Here is a 21721-nt window from a genome sequence, read left to right on the forward strand (position 1 = left end):
CATGACCATCCGCGTCGCCATCAACGGTTACGGCCGCATCGGCCGCAACATCCTGCGTGCCCACTACGAAGACGGCAAGAAGCACGACATCCAGATCGTCGCCATCAACGACCTGGGCGATCCCAAGACGAACGCCCATCTGACCCGCTACGATACGGCGCATGGCCGCTTCCCCGGCACGGTCGAGGTCGACGGCGATTACATGGTCGTCAACGGCGACCGCATCCGCGTGCTGGCCGACCGCGATCCCGCCAAGCTGCCCTGGGGCGAACTCGGCGTGGACGTGGTGCTGGAATGCACCGGCTTTTTCACCTCCAAGGAAAAGGCCTCGGCCCACCTGAAGGGCGGCGCGAAAAAGGTCATCATCTCCGCTCCGGGCGGCAAGGACGTGGACGCCACCATCGTCTACGGCGTCAACCACCAGGTCCTGAAGGCCTCCGACACGGTCATCTCCAACGCCTCGTGCACCACCAATTGCCTGGCGCCGCTGGTCCACCCGCTGCACCAGCAACTGGGCATCGTCAACGGCCTGATGACCACGGTGCATGCCTACACCAACGACCAGGTGCTGACCGACGTCTACCATTCCGACCTGCGCCGCGCGCGTTCGGCCACGCAGAGCATGATTCCGACCAAGACGGGTGCCGCCGCCGCGGTGGGTCTGGTGCTGCCCGAACTGAACGGCAAGCTCGACGGCTACGCGATCCGCGTGCCCACGATCAACGTGTCCATCGTCGACCTGTCCTTCGTGGCCGCGCGTGAAACCACGGTCGAGGAAGTCAACGGCATCCTCAAGGCCGCCTCCGAAGGTCCGCTCAAGGGCATCCTGGCCTACACCACCGAACCGCTGGTATCGGTCGACTTCAACCACGATCCGGCTTCCAGCACGGTGGACGCCGGGCTGACCAAGGTGTCCGGCAATCTGGTGAAGGTCGGTTCCTGGTACGACAACGAGTGGGGTTTCTCCAACCGCATGCTCGACACCACGGTGGCCCTGATGGCCGCCAAATAAGGCATCCGGCGCATTGCGACGCGGGGCGGGGCAACCCGCCCCGCGTCGTATCCGCAGCGCTCGACGGCGGGCGCTCCGGCCAGGCGCGGAGCCTGGGCGTTTCGCCCCTGAACCCACTTCCGAGGCAATCTTCCATGACCATACAGACACTCACCGGCCTGGCGCAGTCCGGCGCCCTGAAGGGCAAGCGCGTCTTCATCCGCTCCGACCTGAACGTGCCCCTGGAACAGGGCCATGTCGCCGAGGACACCCGCATCCGGGCCTCGGTGCCGGCGATCCGGCTGGCGCTGGACGCGGGCGCCGCCGTGATGGTGACCTCGCACCTGGGCCGCCCCAAGGAAGGCACGGTCGGCCCGGACGATACCCTGCGTCCCGTCGCCGAACGCCTGGCCGAACTGCTGGGCCGGCCGGTGCGGCTGGTCGCCGACTGGGTCGGCGGCGTGGACGTGGCGCCCGGCGAGGTGGTGCTGCTGGAAAACTGCCGCTGCAATCCCGGCGAAAAGAAGAACGACCCCGAACTGGCCCGCCGCATGGCCGCGCTGTGCGACGTCTATGTCAACGACGCTTTCGGCACGGCGCATCGCGCCGAGGCCACGACCGAAGGCATCGCCCGCCATGCGCCGGTGGCCTGCGCCGGCCCGCTGCTGGAAGCCGAACTGGATGCCCTGGGCCGGGCGCTGCGGTCCCCCCGCCGGCCGATGGCGGCCATCGTCGGCGGCTCGAAAGTCTCCACCAAGCTGTCCATCCTGCAGTCCCTGGCCGACAAGGTCGACCAGTTGATCGTGGGCGGCGGCATCGCCAACACGTTCATGCTGGCCGCCGGCCTGCCCATCGGCAAGTCGCTGGCCGAACCCGACCAGGTCGATCAGGCCCGGGCCGTCATGGACGCCATGAAGGCGCGCGGCGTCGAAGTCCCGATTCCCGTGGACGTGGTGGTGGCGACGGCCTTCGCCGCCGACGCCCCGGCCACCGTCAAGGACGCGGCCGACGTCGGTCCCGACGACCTGATCCTGGACATCGGGCCGCGCACGGCCGCGGCGCTGGCCGACCAACTGCGCAAGGCCGGCACCATCGTCTGGAACGGGCCGGTCGGCGTGTTCGAGTTCGAGGCCTTCGCCGGCGGTACCCGGGTCATCGCCCAGGCGATCGCGGAATCGGATGGCTTTTCCATCGCCGGGGGCGGCGACACCCTGGCGGCGATCGCCAAATTCGGCATTGCCGACCGGGTCGGCTACATCTCGACCGGCGGCGGCGCCTTCCTGGAATTCCTGGAAGGCAAGACCTTGCCTGCGGTCGCCGCCTTGCAGGCACGCGGGGCATCCGAAAAATGAATAATCAGGATTCCAATATTTAATTGGAAAATACCACGGCTGGCCGGTAAGGTGGGGCATCCGCTTCCGGATCACCCGATACACGGCCTCCGCGCAGGGGGCCGCAACGCACCAACCGTGGAGTTTCCATGTCCAGGACTTACTATGCGCCGCACGGCGGCCACCCCCCGCAGACCGATCTGCTGACCGACCGCGCGATGTTCACCGAAGCCTACGCCGTCATCCCGAAGGGCGTGATGCGCGACATCGTCACCAGCCATCTGCCGTTCTGGGACAACACCCGCCTGTGGGTGCTGGCGCGTCCGCTGACGGGCTTCGCCGAAACTTTTTCCCAGTACATCGTCGAGGTCGGCCCGGGCGGCGGCAGCGACCGGCCCGAGCAGGATCCGCACGCCGAAGGCGTGCTATTCGTCGTCGAGGGCGAAATCGAACTGACCCTGGCGGGCGCGAAACACGTCCTGAAACCGGGCGGTTATGCCTTCATCCCGCCGGCTTCCGACTGGGCCCTGCGCAACCAGAGCGCCGCCGCCGCCCGCTTCCATTGGATCCGCAAGCGCTACCAGGCCGTGGACGGCGTGCCCGCGCCCGAAGCCTTCGTCACCAACGAGCAGGACGTCGAGCCGATCGCCATGCCGGGCACCGAGGGCCGCTGGGTCACCACGCGTTTCGTGGACATGGCCGACATGCGCCACGACATGCACGTGAACATCGTCACCTTCCAGCCCGGCGGCATCATTCCGTTCGCCGAGACCCACGTGATGGAGCACGGCCTGTACGTGCTGGAAGGCCAGGCGGTCTACCGCCTGAACCAGGACTGGGTCGAGGTCCAGGCGGGCGACTTCATGTGGCTGCGCGCCTTCTGCCCGCAGGCCTGCTACGCCGGCGGCCCCGGTCCTTTCCGCTATCTGCTGTACAAGGACGTCAACCGCCATGCGCCCCTGACGCTGGGCGGCCTGGGGCGCTGAGAGGCGGCCCGGATCCGTCCGGCTCAGGACAGTCCGCCGGGGACCGTCCTGTGTCCTTCCTCGTCGAGCAGGTCCGCCAGCGCGCGGGCCAGCGCCCGGACCGTGTCGTCCGCCGTCGGGCGGTGCAGGAGCACGATTTCGTAGTCGTCGACCACCGGCAGGCCCTCGCGGGGCCCGAGGACGGCATGGTCCGGGGTCACGGTCCGCAGGGGCAGCAGGCTGATTCCCAGGCCGGCGGCGACCGCGTGCTGGATGCCGTGCAGGCTGGAGCAGGTATAGGCGATGCGCCAGCTCCGGTCCATGGCCTCGATGGCGCGGATGATGTCCTCCCGGTACAGGCCCCGGGGCGGAAAGGTCACCAGCGGCACCGGGTCGACTTGGAAGCATGGATGCCGCGCGCTGTCGATCCAGGCCAGGGTTTCCGGCTTGCAGGCGACGGCCGCCCGGCTGTGGCGGCGCTGCTTGACCAGGATCAGGTCGAGTTCTCCCCGGTCGTAGCGGGCTACGAGCCCGGAACACAGGCCGCTGGTGATTTCCAGCTTGACCTGGGGGTGGCGTCGGCTGAAATCCGCCAGGACCTGTGTCGCGCGGCTGGCGACGAAGTCCTCCGGTACGCCCAGCCGCACGGTGACGGCGACCGCGGCGCCCGCCATCACGTCCAGGATCTGGTCGTTCAACGCCAGCAGGTGGCGGGCGTGGCCGAGCAACGCCTGGCCGGCGTCGGTCGGCAGGATCTCGCGGCCGCCGCGGTCCAGCAGCCGGTGGCCGACCAGTTCCTCGAGCCGGCGGATTTTCTGGCTGACGGTGGACTGGGTGGAGTGCAGGCGGGCCGCCGCGGCGGTGAAGCCGCCGCAGTCCACCACGGCGACGATCGCCTTCAGCAGGTCCGGGTCCAGGAGCGGCCGGTTGGGCCCATCGGGTTTCGTGCGGGATTCCATGTCGCCATCCGTGTGATGCATGGATTATCCCGCATTCATGGCCTCGACATTCATCGTCTCAATAAGCGCAGGCCGTTGCCCACCACCAGCAGGCTGGCGCCCACGTCGGCGAACACCGCCATCCACAGCGTGCCCAGGCCGGCGATCGTCAGGACCAGGAACACCGCCTTGATGCCCAGGGCGATGACGATGTTCTGCACCAGGATCCGGTGGGTGGCGCGCGACAGCCGGATGAACCAGGGGATCTTGCGCAGATCGTCGTCCATCAGTGCGACGTCGGCGGTCTCGATCGCGGCGTCCGTGCCCATCGCGCCCATGGCGAAGCCGACGTTGGCGCGCGCCAGGGCGGGCGCGTCGTTGATGCCGTCGCCCACCATGCCCACGGAGATGCCCGGAGCGGCCAGGCCATCGACGATCCGCAGCTTGTCCTCGGGCAGCAGGCCGCCTTCGGCGCGGTCGATGCCGGCCTGGGCCGCGATGGCCGCGACGGCGTGCGGGTTGTCGCCCGAGAGCATGGCGGTGCGCACGCCCAGCGTGTGCAGCGCCCGGATCGCGGCAGCGCTGTCGGGCTTGATCGTGTCGGCGACGGCGTAGAGCGCCAGGGCGCGGTGTTCGTCCGCCAGCAGGACGACGGTCTTGCCCTCGCGCTCCAGGGCTTCCAGTCGGGCCTCCAGGTCGGCAGAGCACAGGCCGCGTTCGTGGATCAGCCGGTGATTGCCCAGCAGGTGCGGGCTGCCGTCGACGAGGCCCTGGGTGCCGCGTCCGGCCAGGGCCTCGAAGGCCTCGACCGGCGCGGCGGGACCGGTGTCCAGGCCCTGCGCCACGGCGCGCGAGACGGGATGGTCCGAACGGGCCGCCAGCGCGGCGGCCACGGCATGGCTGCGCGCGGGATCGGTCGCATCCAGCGCCACCGCGTCGGTCAGCGCGGGGCGGCCATGGGTGACGGTGCCGGTCTTGTCCAGCGCGATCCAGCGCAGCAGGCGGCCCTGTTCCAGATGGACGCCGCCCTTGACCAGGACGCCGTGGCGGGCCGCCGCCGCCAGGCCGCTGACGATGGACACCGGCGTCGAGATCACCAGGGCGCAGGGGCAGGCGATCACCAGCAGGACCAGCGCCTTGTAGACCCATTCATACCAGCCGCCCAGGCCCAGCAGGGGCGGCAGGACGGCGATGGCCACGGCCAGCAGCACCACCAGCGGGGTGTAGATGCGGGCGAAACGGTCCACGAAGCGCTGCGTGGGCGCGCGCGCCGATTGTGCGGATTCGATGGCGCGGATGATGCGCGCCAGGGTGGATTCACCCGCATTCGCCAGGACGCGGTAGTGCAGTTCGCCCGTGCCGTTAATGGTGCCGGCGTAGACCGGGTCGCCGGCCGTCTTGTCCACGGGCAGGCTTTCACCGGTGATGGGGGACTGGTCCACGGCCGAGCGGCCCGATTCGACCTGTCCGTCCAGGGCGATGCGCTCACCCGGACGGGTGCGCACCAAGTCACCCGGGGACACGGTTTTGGCAGGGGTGTCGCGCCAACTGCCGTCGGCCTGCTGCACGGAGGCCCGGTCCGGGGCAAGCTGCATCAGGCCCCGCACGGCGCGGCGGGCGCGGTCCAGCGAGCGCGCCTCGATGCGTTCGGCCAAGGTGAACAGCACCATCACCATGGCGGCCTCGGCCCATTGACCCAGGATCAGCGCGCCGGTGACGGCGATGCTCATCAAGGCGTTGATGTTCAACTGGCCGTGGCGCAGCGCGGTCCAGCCCTTGCGATAGGTGACCAGGCCGCAGCCCGCGATGGCCAGCAGCGCCAGGATGGCGGGGACGGCCCAGTGCGCCCCGGTCCAGTGGGCGGCCTCGGCGGCCAGGGCGGCGGCGCCCGAGGCCGCCAGCGGCCACCAGGATCCGGACGTTTCGGCCGCTTCGGCCGCCGGTTCGGCCGCGCCGGCCTGTTCGGGCGAGAAACCCAGCGCGCGGATCGCCTGCAGGATGGATTCCAGCGCGTCGGGCGCATGGACGACGGTCAGGACGCGCCGCATCAGGTTGAAGTCCAGCGAGCGCACGGCGGGCAGGGCGCTCAGCGATTTGCGGATCAGGGCTTCCTCGGTGGGGCAGTCCATCTGCAGGATGCGCAGTTCGGTCCGCAGGTCGGCGCCCTGCGCGGTGGGGGGCGCCAGGGGATCGGCCTCCGGGCCTTGTCCGCCGTGCGCGGGGGCATGATCGTCATCCCTGCCGTGACAGCAGGCCGGGGCCGGCGCACGGGCATGGTCGTGCGCATGGCCATGGACGGAGGCGGCGTGTCCGTGTGCATCGTGAGCGGCGTTTTGAGGCATGACAGTTCCTGTGCTGCGATCTATGATGGCAGTACACACCTTGTAGTCGCTACAAGGTCAAGCCACCCGAACATGCCAGGAGGATCCCGCATGAAGATCGGCGAACTGGCCCGCGCCGCCCGCTGCGCCCCCGAGACCGTCCGCTTCTACGAGCGGGCCGGCCTGCTGCCCGCGCCCGCCCGCAGCGAGGGCAACTACCGGCAATACGGTCCGGCCCACCTGGAACGGCTGCGCTTCATCCGCAATTGCCGGGGACTGGACATGGCGCACGACGAGATCCGGGCGCTTTTGGACATGATCGACCATCCCGCCCGGGACTGCGGTGCGATCAATCATTTGCTGGACGAACACATCGCGCACGTCGATGTGCGTCTGCGCGAGTTGCGGGATCTGCAGCGTCAACTGGTCGGGCTGAGAGAACAATGCCGCGTCGAGCAACCGGTGGACGCCTGCGGCATCGTGCAGGGACTGGCGCGCATGGAGACGGCCGAAGGACCGGCGCGCGGCACGCACCTGGGCTGACCGGGACCCGGGGCGGGCCGGGAGCCGGCCGCCCGCCCGTGTCAGACGGGGTCGAAGTGCGTCATCACATCCAGCACCGGCAGGTCCGCCATGACGCGGCGCCGGGCCTCGACGGCGATGGCGTGGCCGGCCTCGATCGTCAGCTTGCCATCCATTTCGATGTCGACTTCCACCCAGATCATGTCGCCCATCTTGCGGGTGCGCAGGTCGTGGATGCCCTGCACGCCGGGCGTGCCCAGGATCCGTTCGCGGATGGCGCGTTCCGTGCCGGCGTCGGCCGCCCGGTCCACCAGATCGTTGAAGGCCTGCCAGGAGAATTTCCAGCCCATGCGCACGATCATCAGGCCCACCACCAGGGCGGCCAGGGGGTCGGCCAGGGGCAGGCCCGCCAGATTGGCGCCCACGCCCAGCGCCACCACCAGGGACGAGGCCGCGTCCGAGCGGGCATGCCAGGCGTTGGCCACCAGCAGGGTCGAGCGCACCCGGTGGGCGACGCGCAGCAGGTAGCGGAACAGCAGTTCCTTCGAGAGCAGGGCCAGCAGGGCGGTGTAGAGGGCGGCCTGGTGGACCACGGGAATCAGTTCGGGGGCCTGCAGGCGCTGGAAGCTGCCCCACAGCATGCCCACGCCGACGGCGGCCAGCAGCATGCCGATGCCCAGCGTGGCGGCCGTCTCGAAGCGCAGGTGTCCGTAGGGATGGTCGGCGTCCGGACCCTTGGCGCTGTGCTTGTTGGCGAACAGCACCAGGCCGTCGGAGACCAGGTCCGACAAGGAGTGGATCGCGTCGGCGACCAGCGCCTGGGATTGGGCGAACAGCCCGACCGCCAGCTGGGCGGCGGTCAGCAGCAGGTTCACCCAGACGCTCACCCAGGTGCTGCGCCGGGCGGCCGCCTGGCGGTCCGGCGTCTCGATGCGGGTATCGGGCAGGGATGACATGCCCGCAAGTATACGGCGACAACCCCGGCGAAAGCGCACGGTACACTGAAAGCCCGGCAAGCTCCAAAGGATCGCGGTCCGCATGCGGTTCCCTTTTCATTCCGTCCTGGCGCGCGGTGCGCGCCTGATGCATCGTTTTCCCTGGCACTGGCTGATCGCCGTGCTGGTCGCGCTCGACGGCTACCTGTTCATGCGGCCGCTCTGGCAGGCCATCGGCAGCCAGGGCCTGCTGCAGACCCTGCAGATCCATGACGGCGCGGGCATCGCGGCCTTTCTGGATTCGGGCGGCATCGCGCAGCTGTCGCGCCTGATGCTGGGCTTGGGCGTGCAGGTGATGGCGATCGGACTGCTGTATCGCGCCCGCATCGCCTGGACGATCACGCTGCTGTTGCTCGCGGCGGTGGGCACGGTGTCCTTGTGGCATGGCCGGGGTCACCTCGGCCTGCTGGTCTACACGGTCGTGCTGGCCGGGGCGCTGATCGGCTATTGGCGCCGTTTCGACCGGGCCAGCCTGACGGCGGGCGGCCTGTTCGCCGCGCTCAGCGTGGCCAGCCTCCTGGTCTACGCGGTCTTTGGCGTCCTGTACCTGGGCGAGGAATTCTCTCCGCCCGTGCGCGACCCGGTCACGGCGCTGTATTTCTCCATCGTTTCCATGTCCACCGTGGGCTATGGCGACATCGGCCCGAAGACCGACGCGGCGCGCCTGTTCACGATTTCGATCATCATTCTGGGAATCACGGTTTTCGCCACGTCGATCAGCGCCGTGGTCGGACCCTTGATCGGCGGCAACATCCGCCGGCTGATGCACGGAAGGAACCCACGCTCCATGAGAAAGAACCACATCATCCTGGCCGGAGTCGGCCCGCTGGCCCTGAGCCTGTATGGCGCGTTGCGCCAGCGCGGCCACGAGGTCACGGTCATCGTCCCGTCGGCCGAGGGCCATCCGTATCCGGCCGATGCCGACGTGCTGGCGGGCGACGCCTCGGAAACCGGTGTGCTGCTGCAGGCCGGCGCGGCGCATGCGCAATACGTCCTGGCCCTGCGCCAGGACGACGCGGAGAACGCCTTCATCGTCATGGCGGGCCGCGAGGCCGGCGGCCCGGACACCAAACTGGTGGCCCTGGCGAATTCATCCCAGCACCTGGCCAAGATCCGGCGGGTGAATCCCGACATCGTGATTTCGCCGCAGGCGCTGGGCAGCGAGATCCTCGCCCGCACCCTGAGCGGCGAGCCCATCGACGAGGCGCTGATCACGCGCCTGCTGTTCGGCGAGAAGACGCCCGATCCGGCCTGACCGGGCTTTCGGGCTGACTCAGTGGATGCGCATGCCCGGCTGCGCGCCCGGCCAGGGTTCCAGGACGTAGATCCCGGCGTCCACGCCCTCGTCGGCGTGGCTGGCCGCCAGCACCATGCCTTCGGACACGCCGAAGCGCATCTTGCGCGGCGCCAGGTTGGCCACCAGCACGGTCAGCTTGCCGGTCAGGTCGTCCGGCTTGTAGGCGGACTTGATGCCCGAGAACACCTGGCGCAGGCGGCCTTCGCCCACGTCCAGCGACAGGCGCAGCAGCTTGTCGGAACCGTCGACTTCCGTGCATTCGACGATGCGCGCGATACGCAGGTCGATGCGGCCGAAGTCCTTGATGTCGATGACGTCGGCGATGGGTTCGCCGCCCGGGATCGCCGCCGGCGCCTGGGGCGGCTCGAACAGATCGTCGAGCAGGGCCGGATCGACGCGCTGCATCAGGTGCTTGAATGCCGCGATGCGCGCGGGCAGTTCGCCGGCGTCGGCCCAGACGTAGGTCCGGTCGTGGCCGAACAGTTCGCGGGCGACGCGCCCGGTCAGGGCCGGCAGCACCGGCGTCAGCATCACCGACAGGGCCTGGAAGCCGGCCAGGGCGCGCGAGCAGATGTCCTGCAGCGCGGCCTTTTGCGCGGGTTCGGCCTGGGCGATGCCCTTGGCCAGCACCCAGGGCTGGGCCGCGTCGAAGGCCTGGTTGATCTTGTCGGCCTGGGCCATGATCCGGCGGATGGCGCGGCCGTATTCGCGCGCCTCGAAGTCGGCCCGCACCTGTCCGGCGCAGTCGCGCAGTTCGGCGCGCATCGCGTCGGTGTCGCCGGTGTAGGCCAGGGCGCCGTCGAAGTGGCGGGTGATGAAGGTCGCCGCCCGGCTGGCGATGTTGACGTACTTGCCGATCAGGTCGCTGTTGACGCGCGCGACGAAGTCGTCCGGGTTGAAGTCCAGATCCTCGACGTGGGCGTTGAGCTTGGCGGCGATGTAGTAGCGCAGCCATTCGGCGTCCATGCCGATGTCCAGGTAGCGCAGCGGCGAGATCCCCGTGCCCCGGCTCTTGGACATCTTTTCGCCGCTGACGGTGATGAAGCCGTGCACGTGCAGCATGTCGGGGATCTTGCGGCCGGAGAACTTCAGCATCGCGGGCCAGAACAGGGCGTGGAAATAGACGATGTCCTTGCCGATGAAGTGCACCTGCTCGGTGTCGCCGTCCGGCGCCAGCAGGGCGTCGAAATCCAGGCCGTTCTTGCGGCAGTAGGCCTTCAGCGAGGCCAGGTAGCCGACCGGGGCGTCCAGCCAGACGTAGAAATATTTGCCCGGCGCGTCGGGGATGGGAATGCCGAAGTAGGGCTCGTCGCGGGAGATGTCCCAGTCGGCCAGGTTGGCCTCGGCGCCCTCGGCCGTGCCCAGCCATTCGCGCGTCTTGGCGAGGACTTCGGATTGCAGCCGGGCGGTGCCGTCGGCGCGCGCGCCGGTGGTCCATTCCTGCAGGAAGGCCACGCAGCGCGGGTCCGACAGGCGGAAGAAGAAGTGTTCGGACGTGCGCAGCACCGGCCGCGCCTTGGTCAGGGTGGAATAGGGCTCGATCAGCTCGGTCGGGCTGTAGACGGCGCCGCAGACCTCGCAGGAATCGCCGTACTGGTCCTTGGCGTGGCAGCGCGGGCATTCGCCCTTGATGTAGCGGTCGGGCAGGAACATGCCCTTGATCGGGTCGTAGAACTGCTCGATCTCGCGGCTGTCGATGAAGCCGGCGGCCTTCAGCGCGCGGTAGATGTCCTGGGACAGTTCGATGTTTTCCGGCGTGTCGGTGCTGTGCCAGTGGTCGAAGCGGATGTGGAAGCCGTCCAGGTATTTCGGCCGTTCGGCGGCGTAGCGGCCCACCAGGGCCTGGGGCGTGATGCCCTCGGCCTGTGCCTTGAGCATGATGGGCGCGCCGTGGGCGTCGTCCGCCCCCACGAAGTGCACGGTGTGGCCCGCCATGCGCATGGCGCGCACCCAGGTGTCGGCCTGGATGTATTCCATGATGTGGCCGATGTGGAAGGAACCGTTGGCGTAGGGCAGGGCGGTGGTGACGAAGATCGTGCGCGACATGGGGCGGGAAGAGGGGAAAAAGGCAAAGGATTGATTCTATCAGGCGGGGTCGGTGGGGGGGGGGCGGTCTTGTCCGCTGTGGCGATGGGGCGGATCAGGCGCATTTGCATCCGATGTGGCGTTATCGGATGCTGTCCCCGAGGGGGCTGGAGGTGGGTAGCCTGGTGGCGATCTGGAAGGGGATGGGGTTGAGATTGGTGGTGCAGCCGGTGGGGCTTGCTGAGTCTGTGTAGGGGGATGACTTGAATCGGCCAGAAGCGGCAATTCCTCTTTCTGAATTCAATGACAGCACTGTCGCGAATTGCAGCTTTTCGGGCCATGAATCACGTTTCCTATGCCGAGAGTGGTAAACACATAACTCGCTTCCTTTTGGGCTGAATCGCCTAGGACCAATAAACAACACAAATACAAATGCTCGGTGCCGACTATCGGCGCGCCAGTTCAATGGTCCGGAACTCGTCACCCAGGAATCCGAACTTGTGTACGAATAGGCCTGCAATTTTCTCGTCGGCGGTGGCAAAAAATACTTGTCGATCCGACTTGACAACCAGATTTCGCAGGTAGTCCAGGAAGGACAAGGCGTTGAGGTCGTCAATGTGCGAAATCGGGTCATCTAGCAGAATGACCTTAGGGCCAGCTTTCACTTGGGCGTTCATTGCCAAGAACATTGACAAGGCGTAGGCGGACCGCTGGCCTGTACTGACTTGGTTGAGTTGAACCGGCAAATTGTTGTCACGCCTTCTCAATGGCGTCTCAGCGTCGGCGGTGACCACATATTCAGCTGGTGCGTGTATTCGACCAAAGATGCTGTCAGCCACCTTATGTGTCGCCGCGACGACAGCAGCACTAGCAGCGTCGAGCGATTGTTTATCGATGATGTTGTCCAGAACACGCTGCGCGCCCGACAGTCGCTCAATCGCCCCCCGGGTGCGAGCTAGGCGGCCAGAGAGCTGTGCAAGCTGTTCCCGGAGCGTTGTCAAACGCGTTGCCGAACGGTTGTCGGCCTGCAGAGCCGCTTGGACCTTCTTGGCCCCCAAGACGGCTGCTTCCAACGAAGTCAGGAGCGATCGCATGTCAGCCTCAGGCACGAAGTCCAAGTAACGATGAGCCGCAGCGCACGCATCGGCAGCCCGCTGTCCCACTCTTTGACGTGCTACCAGTTGCTGAATGGCGGTGTCCAAGGTGTTGTTGCTTTGAACACCTGTGTCATAAATGCGGTACTTCAGTCTCTCGTTCTGCTGAAGGATTCGTGCCTCTAACTCGGCGATGGCGTCCTGAAGCTGCTCTAAATGCTGCCTTGTGTGCTCCAGCGCGTCAATTACATCTAGCGACACCTGTCCTGGCTGTTCGTCTCCATCAATAGGACGGCATAGCTCTTCGATGGTCTTTAAAGACAAACCACCTTGCTCGTAGGCATCGAGCCCCTGCTGCGCAGTCTGTTTTGCCTCGAGCAACTCTCTCTGCCGTTCAATGGTGCTCGAGACCGCAAGTTGGGCATCGCGGACTGTCAACGATGCATTGGTGTCAAGAAGAGAGCGAATGAACTTTTCGAGTTGACCAAGCCAAGATGTTTCTTCTCCAGCTCGCTGTTTTTCAGCATTGAGCTGTTCGATACGGTGCCGGAGCTCTGAAATTGTGGCGTCCGAAGGAGCGAGTGAGAGCGCGTGCATGCGTTGAATTAGTTCACCTGGGCCAAACTCGGTTCCGCAAACAGGACAGTTGGAATCCGAGTGTCGATGCCCGACGACTTTCTGAGCCCAGCTATGCAGTTCGGTTATCGCGCGCTGCAGCTCTGATTGCGTGCGTGTGGTTGCGACAAGAGACTTCTGAAGCTCATCAAGTTGGGAGCTTATGTCGTGAAACTTAGTATTGGCTTCTGCGCGAGCCGTCGAGAGCCACTTGTTTCCCAACGAGGGCTCCCAGCCTTCTGGAGCAGCGTCCGAAGGCAAGGCAGCGTATGCGGGGGCGTTCAGTGCCAATTCATCGTTGGATTGCTTGAATGCTGCTGACAATGCCTTCAGCTCAGCGAATGCAGTTGGAGGAATCGCCTCCAAGTTGGTCAGCCTGGACTTTGCCAAGTCATGTCGCTGCGCGAGGACATTAAGAGCACGCTCATCCTCACGAATGGCAGGGAGTTCATTCTCTACGTACGCGTAGGCTCTTTGCAGGGCTGACGCTTGCTGCGCGATGGCGACTTCAGTGATTGGCCCTACAAGCCAATCCAGCTGCTGGATCACGTTCAATTGCGACGTCAGGCCAGACAGGGTTCCAACAAGCCTTTCGGTCACTGCCTCTTTGCTTTCAGGGGCAACTCGCCACCCAATGTGTTCAAGGTCTTTCAAGAACACAGCGAAAGCCACATCAGCTTCGCCTGGCGCTGCTTCCAGCGCTAAGAGCTCCTTTTCTGTTCCTTCTTTGTCCTTCGCCGCGACTGCACGTTCAGAGCGCTTAGAGCGGGTTTCTTCAGCCACTGCCTTTCGTATTTCCTGAATCCGCCGCCACATTAGGGTCGCTTCGTGTCCGCTCAGCAAGGCGGCTAGGCTTTCCGCAGTGCCTTCCTTGGGAGACTCCTTAAGCAGCGAAAGCTCCGCCGCAGCATCCGTATTGAGGAAGTTGAAGCGTGCGAATTGGTTCGGCAACTTGTTTTGCCGACTGTTGTCATCGCCGCCATACCACAGACGCTGACGAGTCTTGAAATCGGAAAGCAGTTGCTGCGCCGATGTTTTGACTGCAAGGCCAGATGCCAACACCCCCTCGACGGTGGCAGTTCGGGAACAGCCTGAACGTCGATTAGCGCCGCAAAAGAGAAACTCCAGACCTTCGAGCAGGGATGTCTTGCCAACTCCATTCGAGCCGAAGAGAAGATTGGCCTTCCCAAGTTTCTCGAAAGACCTTCGTCTCGGATATGGCCGGAACCCACTCAGGTTAATGCTTGCAATATGCGACTCAACAAGCTGCTGACTCGACTCAACTCCGGTGACCTTCTTGGTTCGGATGGACTGTTTGGCCGTTCCGGAGGAGATGCTTCGGACGACATCTGCAATCGGGCGCTCTCCGTCCAGCACGTCTTCCAGTCCGACAGCGCTGAGCCCGTCAAACCACACACGAACGATGTCTGTCGCCGCTAAGGATTCATCAACCACTGCGACCGAGTCGAGCTCATCCAGCACACGGTCTAAGTCTTCTTCATTGACGACGAACTTGCGGGCGTAATTCCTGTCGGCCTCCAAGTTGCGCTTGGTTGCCCTAAACTCCGAGTTGCCATCATTGCCCTTAGCGACGACAAAGTAGAGATAGTTGTTCCATCGCAAGTCCGGTGACGCATCCCTGTCGAAATAGGCTGGCCCCATCACCTCATCAAGGTAGCTGTTCAATTCGCCCACGGTGTCGGGTAGGCGATTGTTTAGGTCGAATACATAGGCTGCCATATCGCGTTCGTTGCTACGCCTGATTCCACGTAGTACGCCTGCGGCGACTTCTGAGACGTTGGTCAGCTTCCGACCCAGCTTTTCCCGTGCTGACTGGATATTCATTCTTGTGCTCCCGGGCTATTGCGCGCGAGTCCGGTTAGCGACGGAACCCCAATGTCGACAGCCGACTGACCACTCGGTCTGGTGAACGAAATGTCGCGACCACTTAAGTAGTTCTTGGGGCCGGACCCGGTCATGTAGATGATGCAGAAGCGCTCGGCACGGGCTGCGTAGTGCTGGCTCAGGAGCAGTTTCTCTTGCTCTTGCGAGAGCTCGCGCTCCGGCTCTGGAGGCGGGCCTGCGAGAGCCTTGCGAACTTTCTGGTCAAGCCGATCTAACACCTGGGGGTCAACAACTAACCCCGCGTGCACGACTGTTGCTAAAGTGCCGTCTTCGGCGACGACGTTGCGATTTGGGAACTTCGGAAGCCACTTGAACTTGAAGCCCTTGCGAAGTGCTTGTACGGACGATGGCCAAGCATAGCCGCCCGCGCGAAGCTGGGCCACGGCTCCCGTCAGGGCAAACCTACTGTCCCTGAATGCAACCGCCTCTTGTGCCGGGTCTTGGGTGACAGTGATTCGTCGTACGACTTCTTGCTCACAAAGCCGCATCGAATCGAGGCGTGTCGGTGAGTACCAATCCGCAGGTACCCCAAACTCACCTGCAGTGATAGCCATCGCTCGCTCGACAGCAATTGGGCCGGTGCGATATAGGTCATAAAGATCGCCAAGTGGGGTGCCACATGCATTGAGTTTCTCAAGCTGTCTTCCGAACCCATCGTCCGGGCACTCGTCTAGTTTCCGAGGCTCGACCCATCGGCTTTGGTCTTCAGCCCAAACGAACGTCTTTCGAGCCTTCGGGCCAGTGCGCATCGAGCGCGGCTTCGGAATTGCATGATGAAAGACTTTGGTCGCCTCGAACAAGAAGACGCGAGGTCGATAGTGGAACTGAAGTGCGTGCGCGCGTATGGGTTCGTGCCGCGTGTAATAAATGCCGCGACTGTGATTTTCTAGAATGGCATCGTCCGACAAGTTTGTTTCGGGCGAGCACAGATACCAGGCTGAGCCGCAGATGTTCTTCCACTGGTGTTCGTTCTCACCGCTCTCGTCAACTGAGACCACGTTGTCAGCCCAGTTAAGGCACAACAGCTCGGTTTCACCGGCACTAGCAAACAGTTCCTGTCTATATTTTTTGTACAGAAGGTGACGTGGACTATTGTTGAGCTGAATGTGCAGAAGAAGTAGGCCCTTGTAATATTGGTTGATTAGGTCTTGCTTGAATCCGAATACGTCAGAACAGATGAGTGTGATAAGACGGACTTCGGTCGGCAGAGTACCGAACGCGTATATATAGACGCCGGGGAGCATTCCCGTCGCTTCGGTATTCTGAGGATCTCCCGAAGGTTCAGTCTTGTATTGGACTAAGAGTACGAGGCGAACAGACTGGTCTGTGCTGCTGTTGGTCAGGAAAGCGTATACGAGCGGATTGCGGTATTGCTGTGTGGTCCGAGCCCCAGGAAACACGTCGTCATCGAGGACTACTGCTCGTTCTCCAAGCCGGTGGCGAATAGCGTCCAGTTCGCCTAATGGCAGACTTTCGCATCCCAGAGCCCAAAGCTTGCCCTCCTCGGGCATAACCCCTTGCTCAATTGCTTCGAGCAGCGCGTCCCATGGGACGCTGTACTCCGGGCTGACGACTAAGTCAGGTTGGCTTCCTGCCGTGGCTGCCAGCTCAAGGAATGTCGCTGCGCGTTGCTTTGCTTCTGCACTGTTGGCGTTACTAATCGAGCCGGGTGTAATTCGGATGTGGCCAGGCGGCTGGTGCGCGAGCACCGTATAGAGCGTGTCGTCTGCTTGTAATGCGTTGAGACGAGGAGGTTCTAGCCCTTCACGTTCGAGCCTTTGCCTGACAGGAATGATTTCCAATCTTGCCTCCTTCTCATATTCCACAGCTTAGCTGTTCGATTTGATACGAAAGATTACTACAGAATTCTGGCGAACTGGCGATCAACGTATGCAATTCGCTGGACACCAGCCGTTAACCTTGAAAGATCGACCGTCAACAACGGCTCGGGTAGCGTCCGTCCGTAGGCGCACACTCAATCTCCCGATGTTTGAAAGGAGATTGTCATGAAATCCGAGAATGTCGCCGTTAGCCATCGTGTGCCATGGAACAAGGGCAAACTCACCGGGCAGAAGCCGCCGCTAAAGCTCAGAGAAATTTGGGCGATCCGGACGAGGCTTCAGATGGCGTCGAATGCCCGTGAGCTTGCGATGTTCAATCTTGCAATCGATAGCAAGCTTCGAGCGTGCGATCTCACGCGATTGCAGGTGCGGGACGTCCGTCACGGAAGCCACGTGGTAGCAAGGGCCGCCGTCATGCAGCAGAAGACCCAGCGGCCAGTCCAATTTGAGATCACGGAACAGACCCGTGAGAGCCTCGAGGCATGGATCGAAGCGCGAGGACTGAAGGAGCCGGATTTTCTGTTTCCGAGCCGGTTGCATACGTCGCCGCATCTGTCGACCCGGCAATACGCCTGGATGGTGCATCGCTGAGTCGCGTCGATTGGTCTTGACGATACCGCATACGGTACCCACACTATGCGGCGCACAAAAGCCTCGCTGATCTACCGGCGAACGAAGAATCTTCGAGCGGTGCAATTGCTGCTCGGACATACGAAGCTCGAAAGCACGGTTCGCTATCTTGGCATCGAGGTTGACGATGCCCTTGAGATGGCAGAGCAGACAGAGGTCTAATGATGCGGTGGCCGGCGAGCGGTCGCTTGCCGGCCAGAAGCAGTCCACTAGAGCTCGCCGCCCTGAGGAAGCATTAACCATCTATATGCACTATGCTAAGTGCGTCTCTTTGGTGATGGCTTAGTAGTTCCGAATGAAAATCGACATAGCTATAGCCTGCTGTTTTCGTCAATTTTTTAGGCGTTTTATGTCCGATTCGGCTGAGAAAAGCCGATGTTATACACCACCATAGTTGCTCGAAAATAGTTAGCCTCACGGGAGCATGAATTGAGCTTCAAAGATTTCATTCCGTATATTGCGTTAGCAGTGTCGCTTACTGCCTTGTACTTTGTAGTTAGGAACTACCGGAGAAAGTCCGGGACGCACATTAAGGGGATGTTTTGCATTAGCTCAAGCGCATACGCTGAAGACAAGTATGTTGACAGCGTTACGCTAGAGAACTTCAAAGATAGGTCAGTAATCATATTCAAAATTTTTCTACGGATTGGAGCTAACTATTACATTGAACTGGATGATTTCGAGCATGAACCGAAAATCCTAAGGCCATATGAGTCATACGCGAATCACTATGGACCAGTAGATTTCTACTGTGTGAATATGAACCGTATTAAGCTCAATCAGCTTCTTGGTTCGAGACGGGTAAAGAAGAGATTAGTTTTATCTACTTCTCACGGAAAGTATGTGGTGAAGAAGTGGATAAATAGATGGGATCCTATAGGTGACTTCTTCGACAATCACCTGACAGCATCGATCATACCAATGCGACCCCCTGAAGGCGCAGGCTATTACGGCTCAGATGTCAAGTATTTAGTGAGATTGCTCACCGAGGATGGATATAAGAAAACAATTCCAGTGTATCTCAGCGACTACAACTATCCTCGGTTCGAGAAATTTAGACTTACAGAAGAGTCACTTTTTTCACAGGAAAATCTTGAGGATTTTCTAACTAATCAAGCAATAAATGGAAATCTCAAATGTATTAATGTTGAGGTTATCGACGCTGACCAACTTAGGAAAAAAACGTATGGTCATGACTTCGGAGAATCGTTTGAAGCGAAACACTACAGTTGGTTTTTCTATGTTTTTGTCGGAAAATTACTAACCGTATGGAGCAATATTCGGCTCTACTTCATCAACCGAAAGCACCAAAAATCTAACAAAGTACTGCACCAAACAAGGCGGTGAATGCAGCATTGATTTACAGCGTTTCTAAAAGCTCAGCGGCGGCACTGGGTCGAAAGCAGCCCCTGACGAGCGGCCGTTTTCGACCCGGAGCCGTCTTTCGAGAAACTACTGAAAGCGACCCGTCAGAACTCGCGCTATACTTTTTGCAAAAAACACGCATCGCGGCTGCTGAGGTGCCACAGCCATATGCTAGTGCTAGATATGGCCTATGGTATGTGGCGGCGCACATTACGTTAGACCTCACCCCCCAAAATCCTCACCATTTTAATTCAAATGAAAATAGCAAACGCAATTGATCTGGCATTTGAGAACGTACTCAAAGAGGGACTAACGGATGTTGAGGTCTTCGCTCGACCGTTTGAGGTCGATCTACTAAAGAACGCAAAGATATCTGAAGACATCAAGCAAGACATCAAAACATCATTAAAAGAATCTCAAATAAAAGGAATGGGCTTTACACCCATATCACACATACTCGTCCCCAAGAAAGAGCTTTTTGACTTCAGAAAGTGCGCGATCATTGAGCCGGTAGACGAACTCAAATACCTGACACTTGCGTTGCAGATAGCAGACCAAATTGAAACAAAGCGCCCCAACAAGAGTAAAAATCATGTTTTTTCTTACAGATTTTCTCCAGGCAAAGGGTATCTCTTTGATGTGAAATACAATTACACAGCATTCCGTGAACATGTTTCAAAAAAGTCCAAGCAGCGCAATGTCAATGTAATTGTGTCATGCGATATTTCAAATTTCTATGATAGGCTCAACCTTCACAGGCTAGAGTGCGTTCTTTCCTCGAACCCAAAGATTGACAAGAAAATAATATTACAGATAAATGAACTCCTACTATTCTGGTCAGGAAGGGACTCATATGGTATTCCAGTAGGCTCCAATGCCAGCAGGATTTTGGCAGAGGCTGCATTGATTGAAGTCGACAACTTTCTTTTGTCTCACAAGGTATCGTACTGCCGCTTTGTTGATGACTTCAGGCTGTTTGCCCCAGATTCAGCCACTGCACACAGGTGGCTAGCACTACTAGTCGACAGGTTGTCTAAGGAGGGGCTTTTCCTCAATACCGGCAAAACAGAAATCAAGGATGTTTCGGCCTTCAGGGAGGAAGCAGACAGCGGAGCAGAGAGCCAGGACGAAAGTGATCCGCCACCGGAGTCGCCCAAAGAACCAACAGATTCGCAGCCGGATAAGTCAAATCACGAAGCATCTCGCGTCATTCGAGGCTACTCAGGGCTCATACCAACAAAATTTCGGACCTTGTCTGATGCGGAAACGGAAAAAATTCTCCGAGAAGATTTTACCGAAAAGTTGAAACAGGTCACCAAGTCAGTTCTAATTGAGCCTACAAATTTGGTTTCGCTTGTAAAGGCATGTATAGCCAAGAAGGATCCGGACGGGATAATTAAGATAACAAAAAATCTAAACAAATTCCCCCAGTTTATCCCCTATGTCATTGATGCGATCATCAAGAATGATTCAATATTCGATGACGGGAAGATAACGTCCTTATCTGAGTCTTTGGCATTTTGGCTTGATAGGGAGCATGCGCCAGAGTTTGTGTCGATATATGCAATTAGATTCTTTGGTCACCAGCCATTTGTTAACAAGCCAGTACTAATGGAATGCTTCAGGAAACTAAAGAGAAATGATGGAAGCTACATTGGCAGAGCTTTGCTTGAGCAGTTGGAGAAGATTGTTGAGCGAGGCGAGGTGATTGAGATAAGGGACTACTTTACGCGCGCCGATCAGTCTGAGCGGCGCCAAATATCAAGAATGGTTGACATTAGCCTCACAAAGGGCGAGAAGCGGCCATTTTTTAAGAATGCACTTACACAGTCTCAAGATATCTTCCTAAAGAACATGGAAAATTTGTTTTCTTAGTTTTTCGCATATGCAACCAAGGTTTAACTGTCAGTTCAACGCGGACGCCAACACTGGCCATGCCTTCGGCATTTTCATGGCCAGTGTTGGTTCCCTACGCGCTTCGCGCTCCGGCGCCGATTAACCTGGGCGTTGAATGTCTGCCTCTTGATCCCACCAGCGGCAGCTCCTGGCCGAAAGCAACCACCCACACTGACTAGATTGCCCCCCCCACCAGTCCCACAATTTGACATAACCCAATAACACTGATATTTTATACAGCATCAGTGGCGGCGCACAACGTGCTGCCACATTGCTTTGGGAGGAAACCATGACCACACCTAAACGTGTCGCCTGGAAAGACATTGTCGCGCCGCCGCTTGACTGGGCAGCCCCAAAGAGGTCCGATCAGGACGCCGAATCCGGCGAGACCCAACAAGACCAGAAAGAGCAGGGCGCCGACCAGTAAGCCTCTTGCCCACTGGGCTGTGGACGCGTAATCGGCGGCACAGCCTCAGCATGCGACGGCCCCTTCAGAAGGACTCTGAAGGGGCCGTTTCGATTGCGGCAGACAGCGGTCGTTCGTCTCGGGGCCTGGACAGGGTCACGAGACGCCTGTGGCTCAGGGAATCTCGCGCATCTCGATATCCGTCACGTCCCGTTCGCGCGCCGGCTGACTCCCCCGCGACCAGGCCCCGGGTCCGGTCGGCATGGCCGAGCGCCGGCGTTCGGCCCAATAGGCCTTGACGCCGAAGGGCCGGCCTTTCAGCCGGGCGACGATGTACAGCACGCCGATCGCCAGGGCGGTCGAGGCCATGAAGACGAACGCCATCACCAGGCCGAAGAAGGCCAGGATCAGGAACAGGATGGCGCGCAGGATTTGCTGGATCAGATTCATAAAACTTGGACTCCTGTGGCCGGAAAAGGTTGCATGCGCGTCGCGGCGGGACGCCGGGCGGGCGGCAGTGGCGTCCGGCCGGATCCGGGGGCGCCTGTCATGCCCATATTGGGGTCAATCGGCGGATTTCCAGG

General features: G+C 61.2%; 15 protein-coding genes and 1 pseudogene. 9 read left to right on the top strand and 7 right to left on the bottom strand.

From position 1 onward, the window contains the following. The first annotated feature begins 1 nt into the window (after position 1). The 3 genes from gap (at position 2) to O4H32_RS07000 (ending at position 3308) form a co-directional block, all read left to right on the top strand. Positions 2-1012, top strand: coding sequence for a type I glyceraldehyde-3-phosphate dehydrogenase (gene gap, locus O4H32_RS06990; protein WP_269357857.1), 1011 nt, complete (start codon positions 2-4; stop codon positions 1010-1012). Between the two features lie 134 nt (positions 1013-1146). Continuing rightward, positions 1147-2343, top strand: coding sequence for a phosphoglycerate kinase (locus O4H32_RS06995; RefSeq protein ID WP_269357858.1), 1197 nt, complete (start codon positions 1147-1149; stop codon positions 2341-2343). Positions 2344-2471: 128 nt separating this feature from the next. After that, the gene (locus O4H32_RS07000; RefSeq protein WP_269357859.1) at positions 2472-3308 is read left to right on the top strand and encodes a bifunctional allantoicase/(S)-ureidoglycine aminohydrolase; all 837 of its coding nucleotides are present in this window, start codon (positions 2472-2474) and stop codon (positions 3306-3308) included. Between the two features lie 23 nt (positions 3309-3331). Here O4H32_RS07000 and O4H32_RS07005 read toward each other — a convergent pair whose 3' ends face one another. Together O4H32_RS07005 and O4H32_RS07010 are read right to left on the bottom strand one after the other, a co-directional pair. Then, a complete protein-coding gene (locus O4H32_RS07005) occupies positions 3332-4267 on the bottom strand; it encodes a LysR substrate-binding domain-containing protein (RefSeq protein ID WP_269357860.1) in 936 nt (311 codons plus the stop codon). A gap of 29 nt (positions 4268-4296) precedes the next feature. Then, entirely contained in the window at positions 4297-6567 is a 2271-nt protein-coding gene (locus O4H32_RS07010; protein ID WP_269357861.1) for a heavy metal translocating P-type ATPase, read from the bottom strand. Between the two features lie 90 nt (positions 6568-6657). Between O4H32_RS07010 and cadR the strand changes: the two genes are divergently transcribed. Continuing rightward, complete coding sequence (gene cadR, locus O4H32_RS07015) at positions 6658-7089, top strand: Cd(II)/Pb(II)-responsive transcriptional regulator (RefSeq protein WP_269357862.1); 432 nt, start codon at positions 6658-6660, stop codon at positions 7087-7089. Between the two features lie 41 nt (positions 7090-7130). Here the strand turns inward: cadR and O4H32_RS07020 are convergent, their stop codons facing one another. Further along, the gene (locus O4H32_RS07020) at positions 7131-8024 is read right to left on the bottom strand and encodes a cation diffusion facilitator family transporter (RefSeq protein WP_269357863.1); all 894 of its coding nucleotides are present in this window, start codon (positions 8022-8024) and stop codon (positions 7131-7133) included. A gap of 82 nt (positions 8025-8106) precedes the next feature. Here O4H32_RS07020 and kch point away from each other — a divergent pair, with 82 nt between their 5' ends. Next, the gene (gene kch, locus O4H32_RS07025) at positions 8107-9318 is read left to right on the top strand and encodes a voltage-gated potassium channel protein (RefSeq protein WP_269357864.1); all 1212 of its coding nucleotides are present in this window, start codon (positions 8107-8109) and stop codon (positions 9316-9318) included. An 18-nt stretch (positions 9319-9336) separates the two neighbouring features. Here the strand turns inward: kch and metG are convergent, their stop codons facing one another. The 3 genes from metG to O4H32_RS07040 all read right to left on the bottom strand — a co-directional run bounded on the left by metG (position 9337) and on the right by O4H32_RS07040 (position 16801). After that, positions 9337-11406 (bottom strand): methionine--tRNA ligase, encoded by a 2070-nt coding sequence (gene metG, locus O4H32_RS07030; protein WP_269357865.1) that lies wholly within the window; start codon positions 11404-11406, stop codon positions 9337-9339. 425 nt (positions 11407-11831) lie between these two features. Continuing rightward, positions 11832-14939, bottom strand: coding sequence for a hypothetical protein (locus tag O4H32_RS07035; RefSeq protein ID WP_269357866.1), 3108 nt, complete (start codon positions 14937-14939; stop codon positions 11832-11834). Then, positions 14936-16801 carry a hypothetical protein gene (locus O4H32_RS07040; protein WP_269357867.1) on the bottom strand — a complete coding sequence of 622 codons (1866 nt, stop codon included), beginning with the start codon at positions 16799-16801 and terminating at the stop codon, positions 14936-14938. Before O4H32_RS07040 ends, O4H32_RS07035 begins: the two co-directional genes overlap by 4 nt. Before the next feature lie 204 nt (positions 16802-17005). Here O4H32_RS07040 and O4H32_RS07045 point away from each other — a divergent pair. The 4 genes and pseudogenes from O4H32_RS07045 (at position 17006) to O4H32_RS07060 (ending at position 21158) form a co-directional block, all read left to right on the top strand. Then, a pseudogene (locus tag O4H32_RS07045) lies at positions 17006-17632 on the top strand (tyrosine-type recombinase/integrase). A 597-nt stretch (positions 17633-18229) separates the two neighbouring features. Further along, entirely contained in the window at positions 18230-18817 is a 588-nt protein-coding gene (locus O4H32_RS07050; protein WP_269357868.1) for a hypothetical protein, read from the top strand. A gap of 273 nt (positions 18818-19090) precedes the next feature. Further along, positions 19091-20710 carry an RNA-directed DNA polymerase gene (locus tag O4H32_RS07055; RefSeq protein WP_269357869.1) on the top strand — a complete coding sequence of 540 codons (1620 nt, stop codon included), beginning with the start codon at positions 19091-19093 and terminating at the stop codon, positions 20708-20710. Positions 20711-21020: 310 nt separating this feature from the next. Beyond that, positions 21021-21158, top strand: a complete 138-nt coding sequence (locus O4H32_RS07060) for a hypothetical protein (RefSeq protein WP_269357870.1) — start codon at positions 21021-21023, stop codon at positions 21156-21158. Positions 21159-21311: 153 nt separating this feature from the next. On the opposite strand, the gene O4H32_RS07065 is transcribed toward O4H32_RS07060, so the two are convergent. Next, positions 21312-21587, bottom strand: a complete 276-nt coding sequence (locus tag O4H32_RS07065) for a hypothetical protein (protein WP_269357871.1) — start codon at positions 21585-21587, stop codon at positions 21312-21314. Positions 21588-21721 lie beyond the last annotated feature (134 nt).

It is taken from the genome of Castellaniella denitrificans, assembly GCF_027214045.1.
Lineage (GTDB): Bacteria > Pseudomonadota > Gammaproteobacteria > Burkholderiales > Burkholderiaceae_B > Castellaniella > Castellaniella denitrificans_A.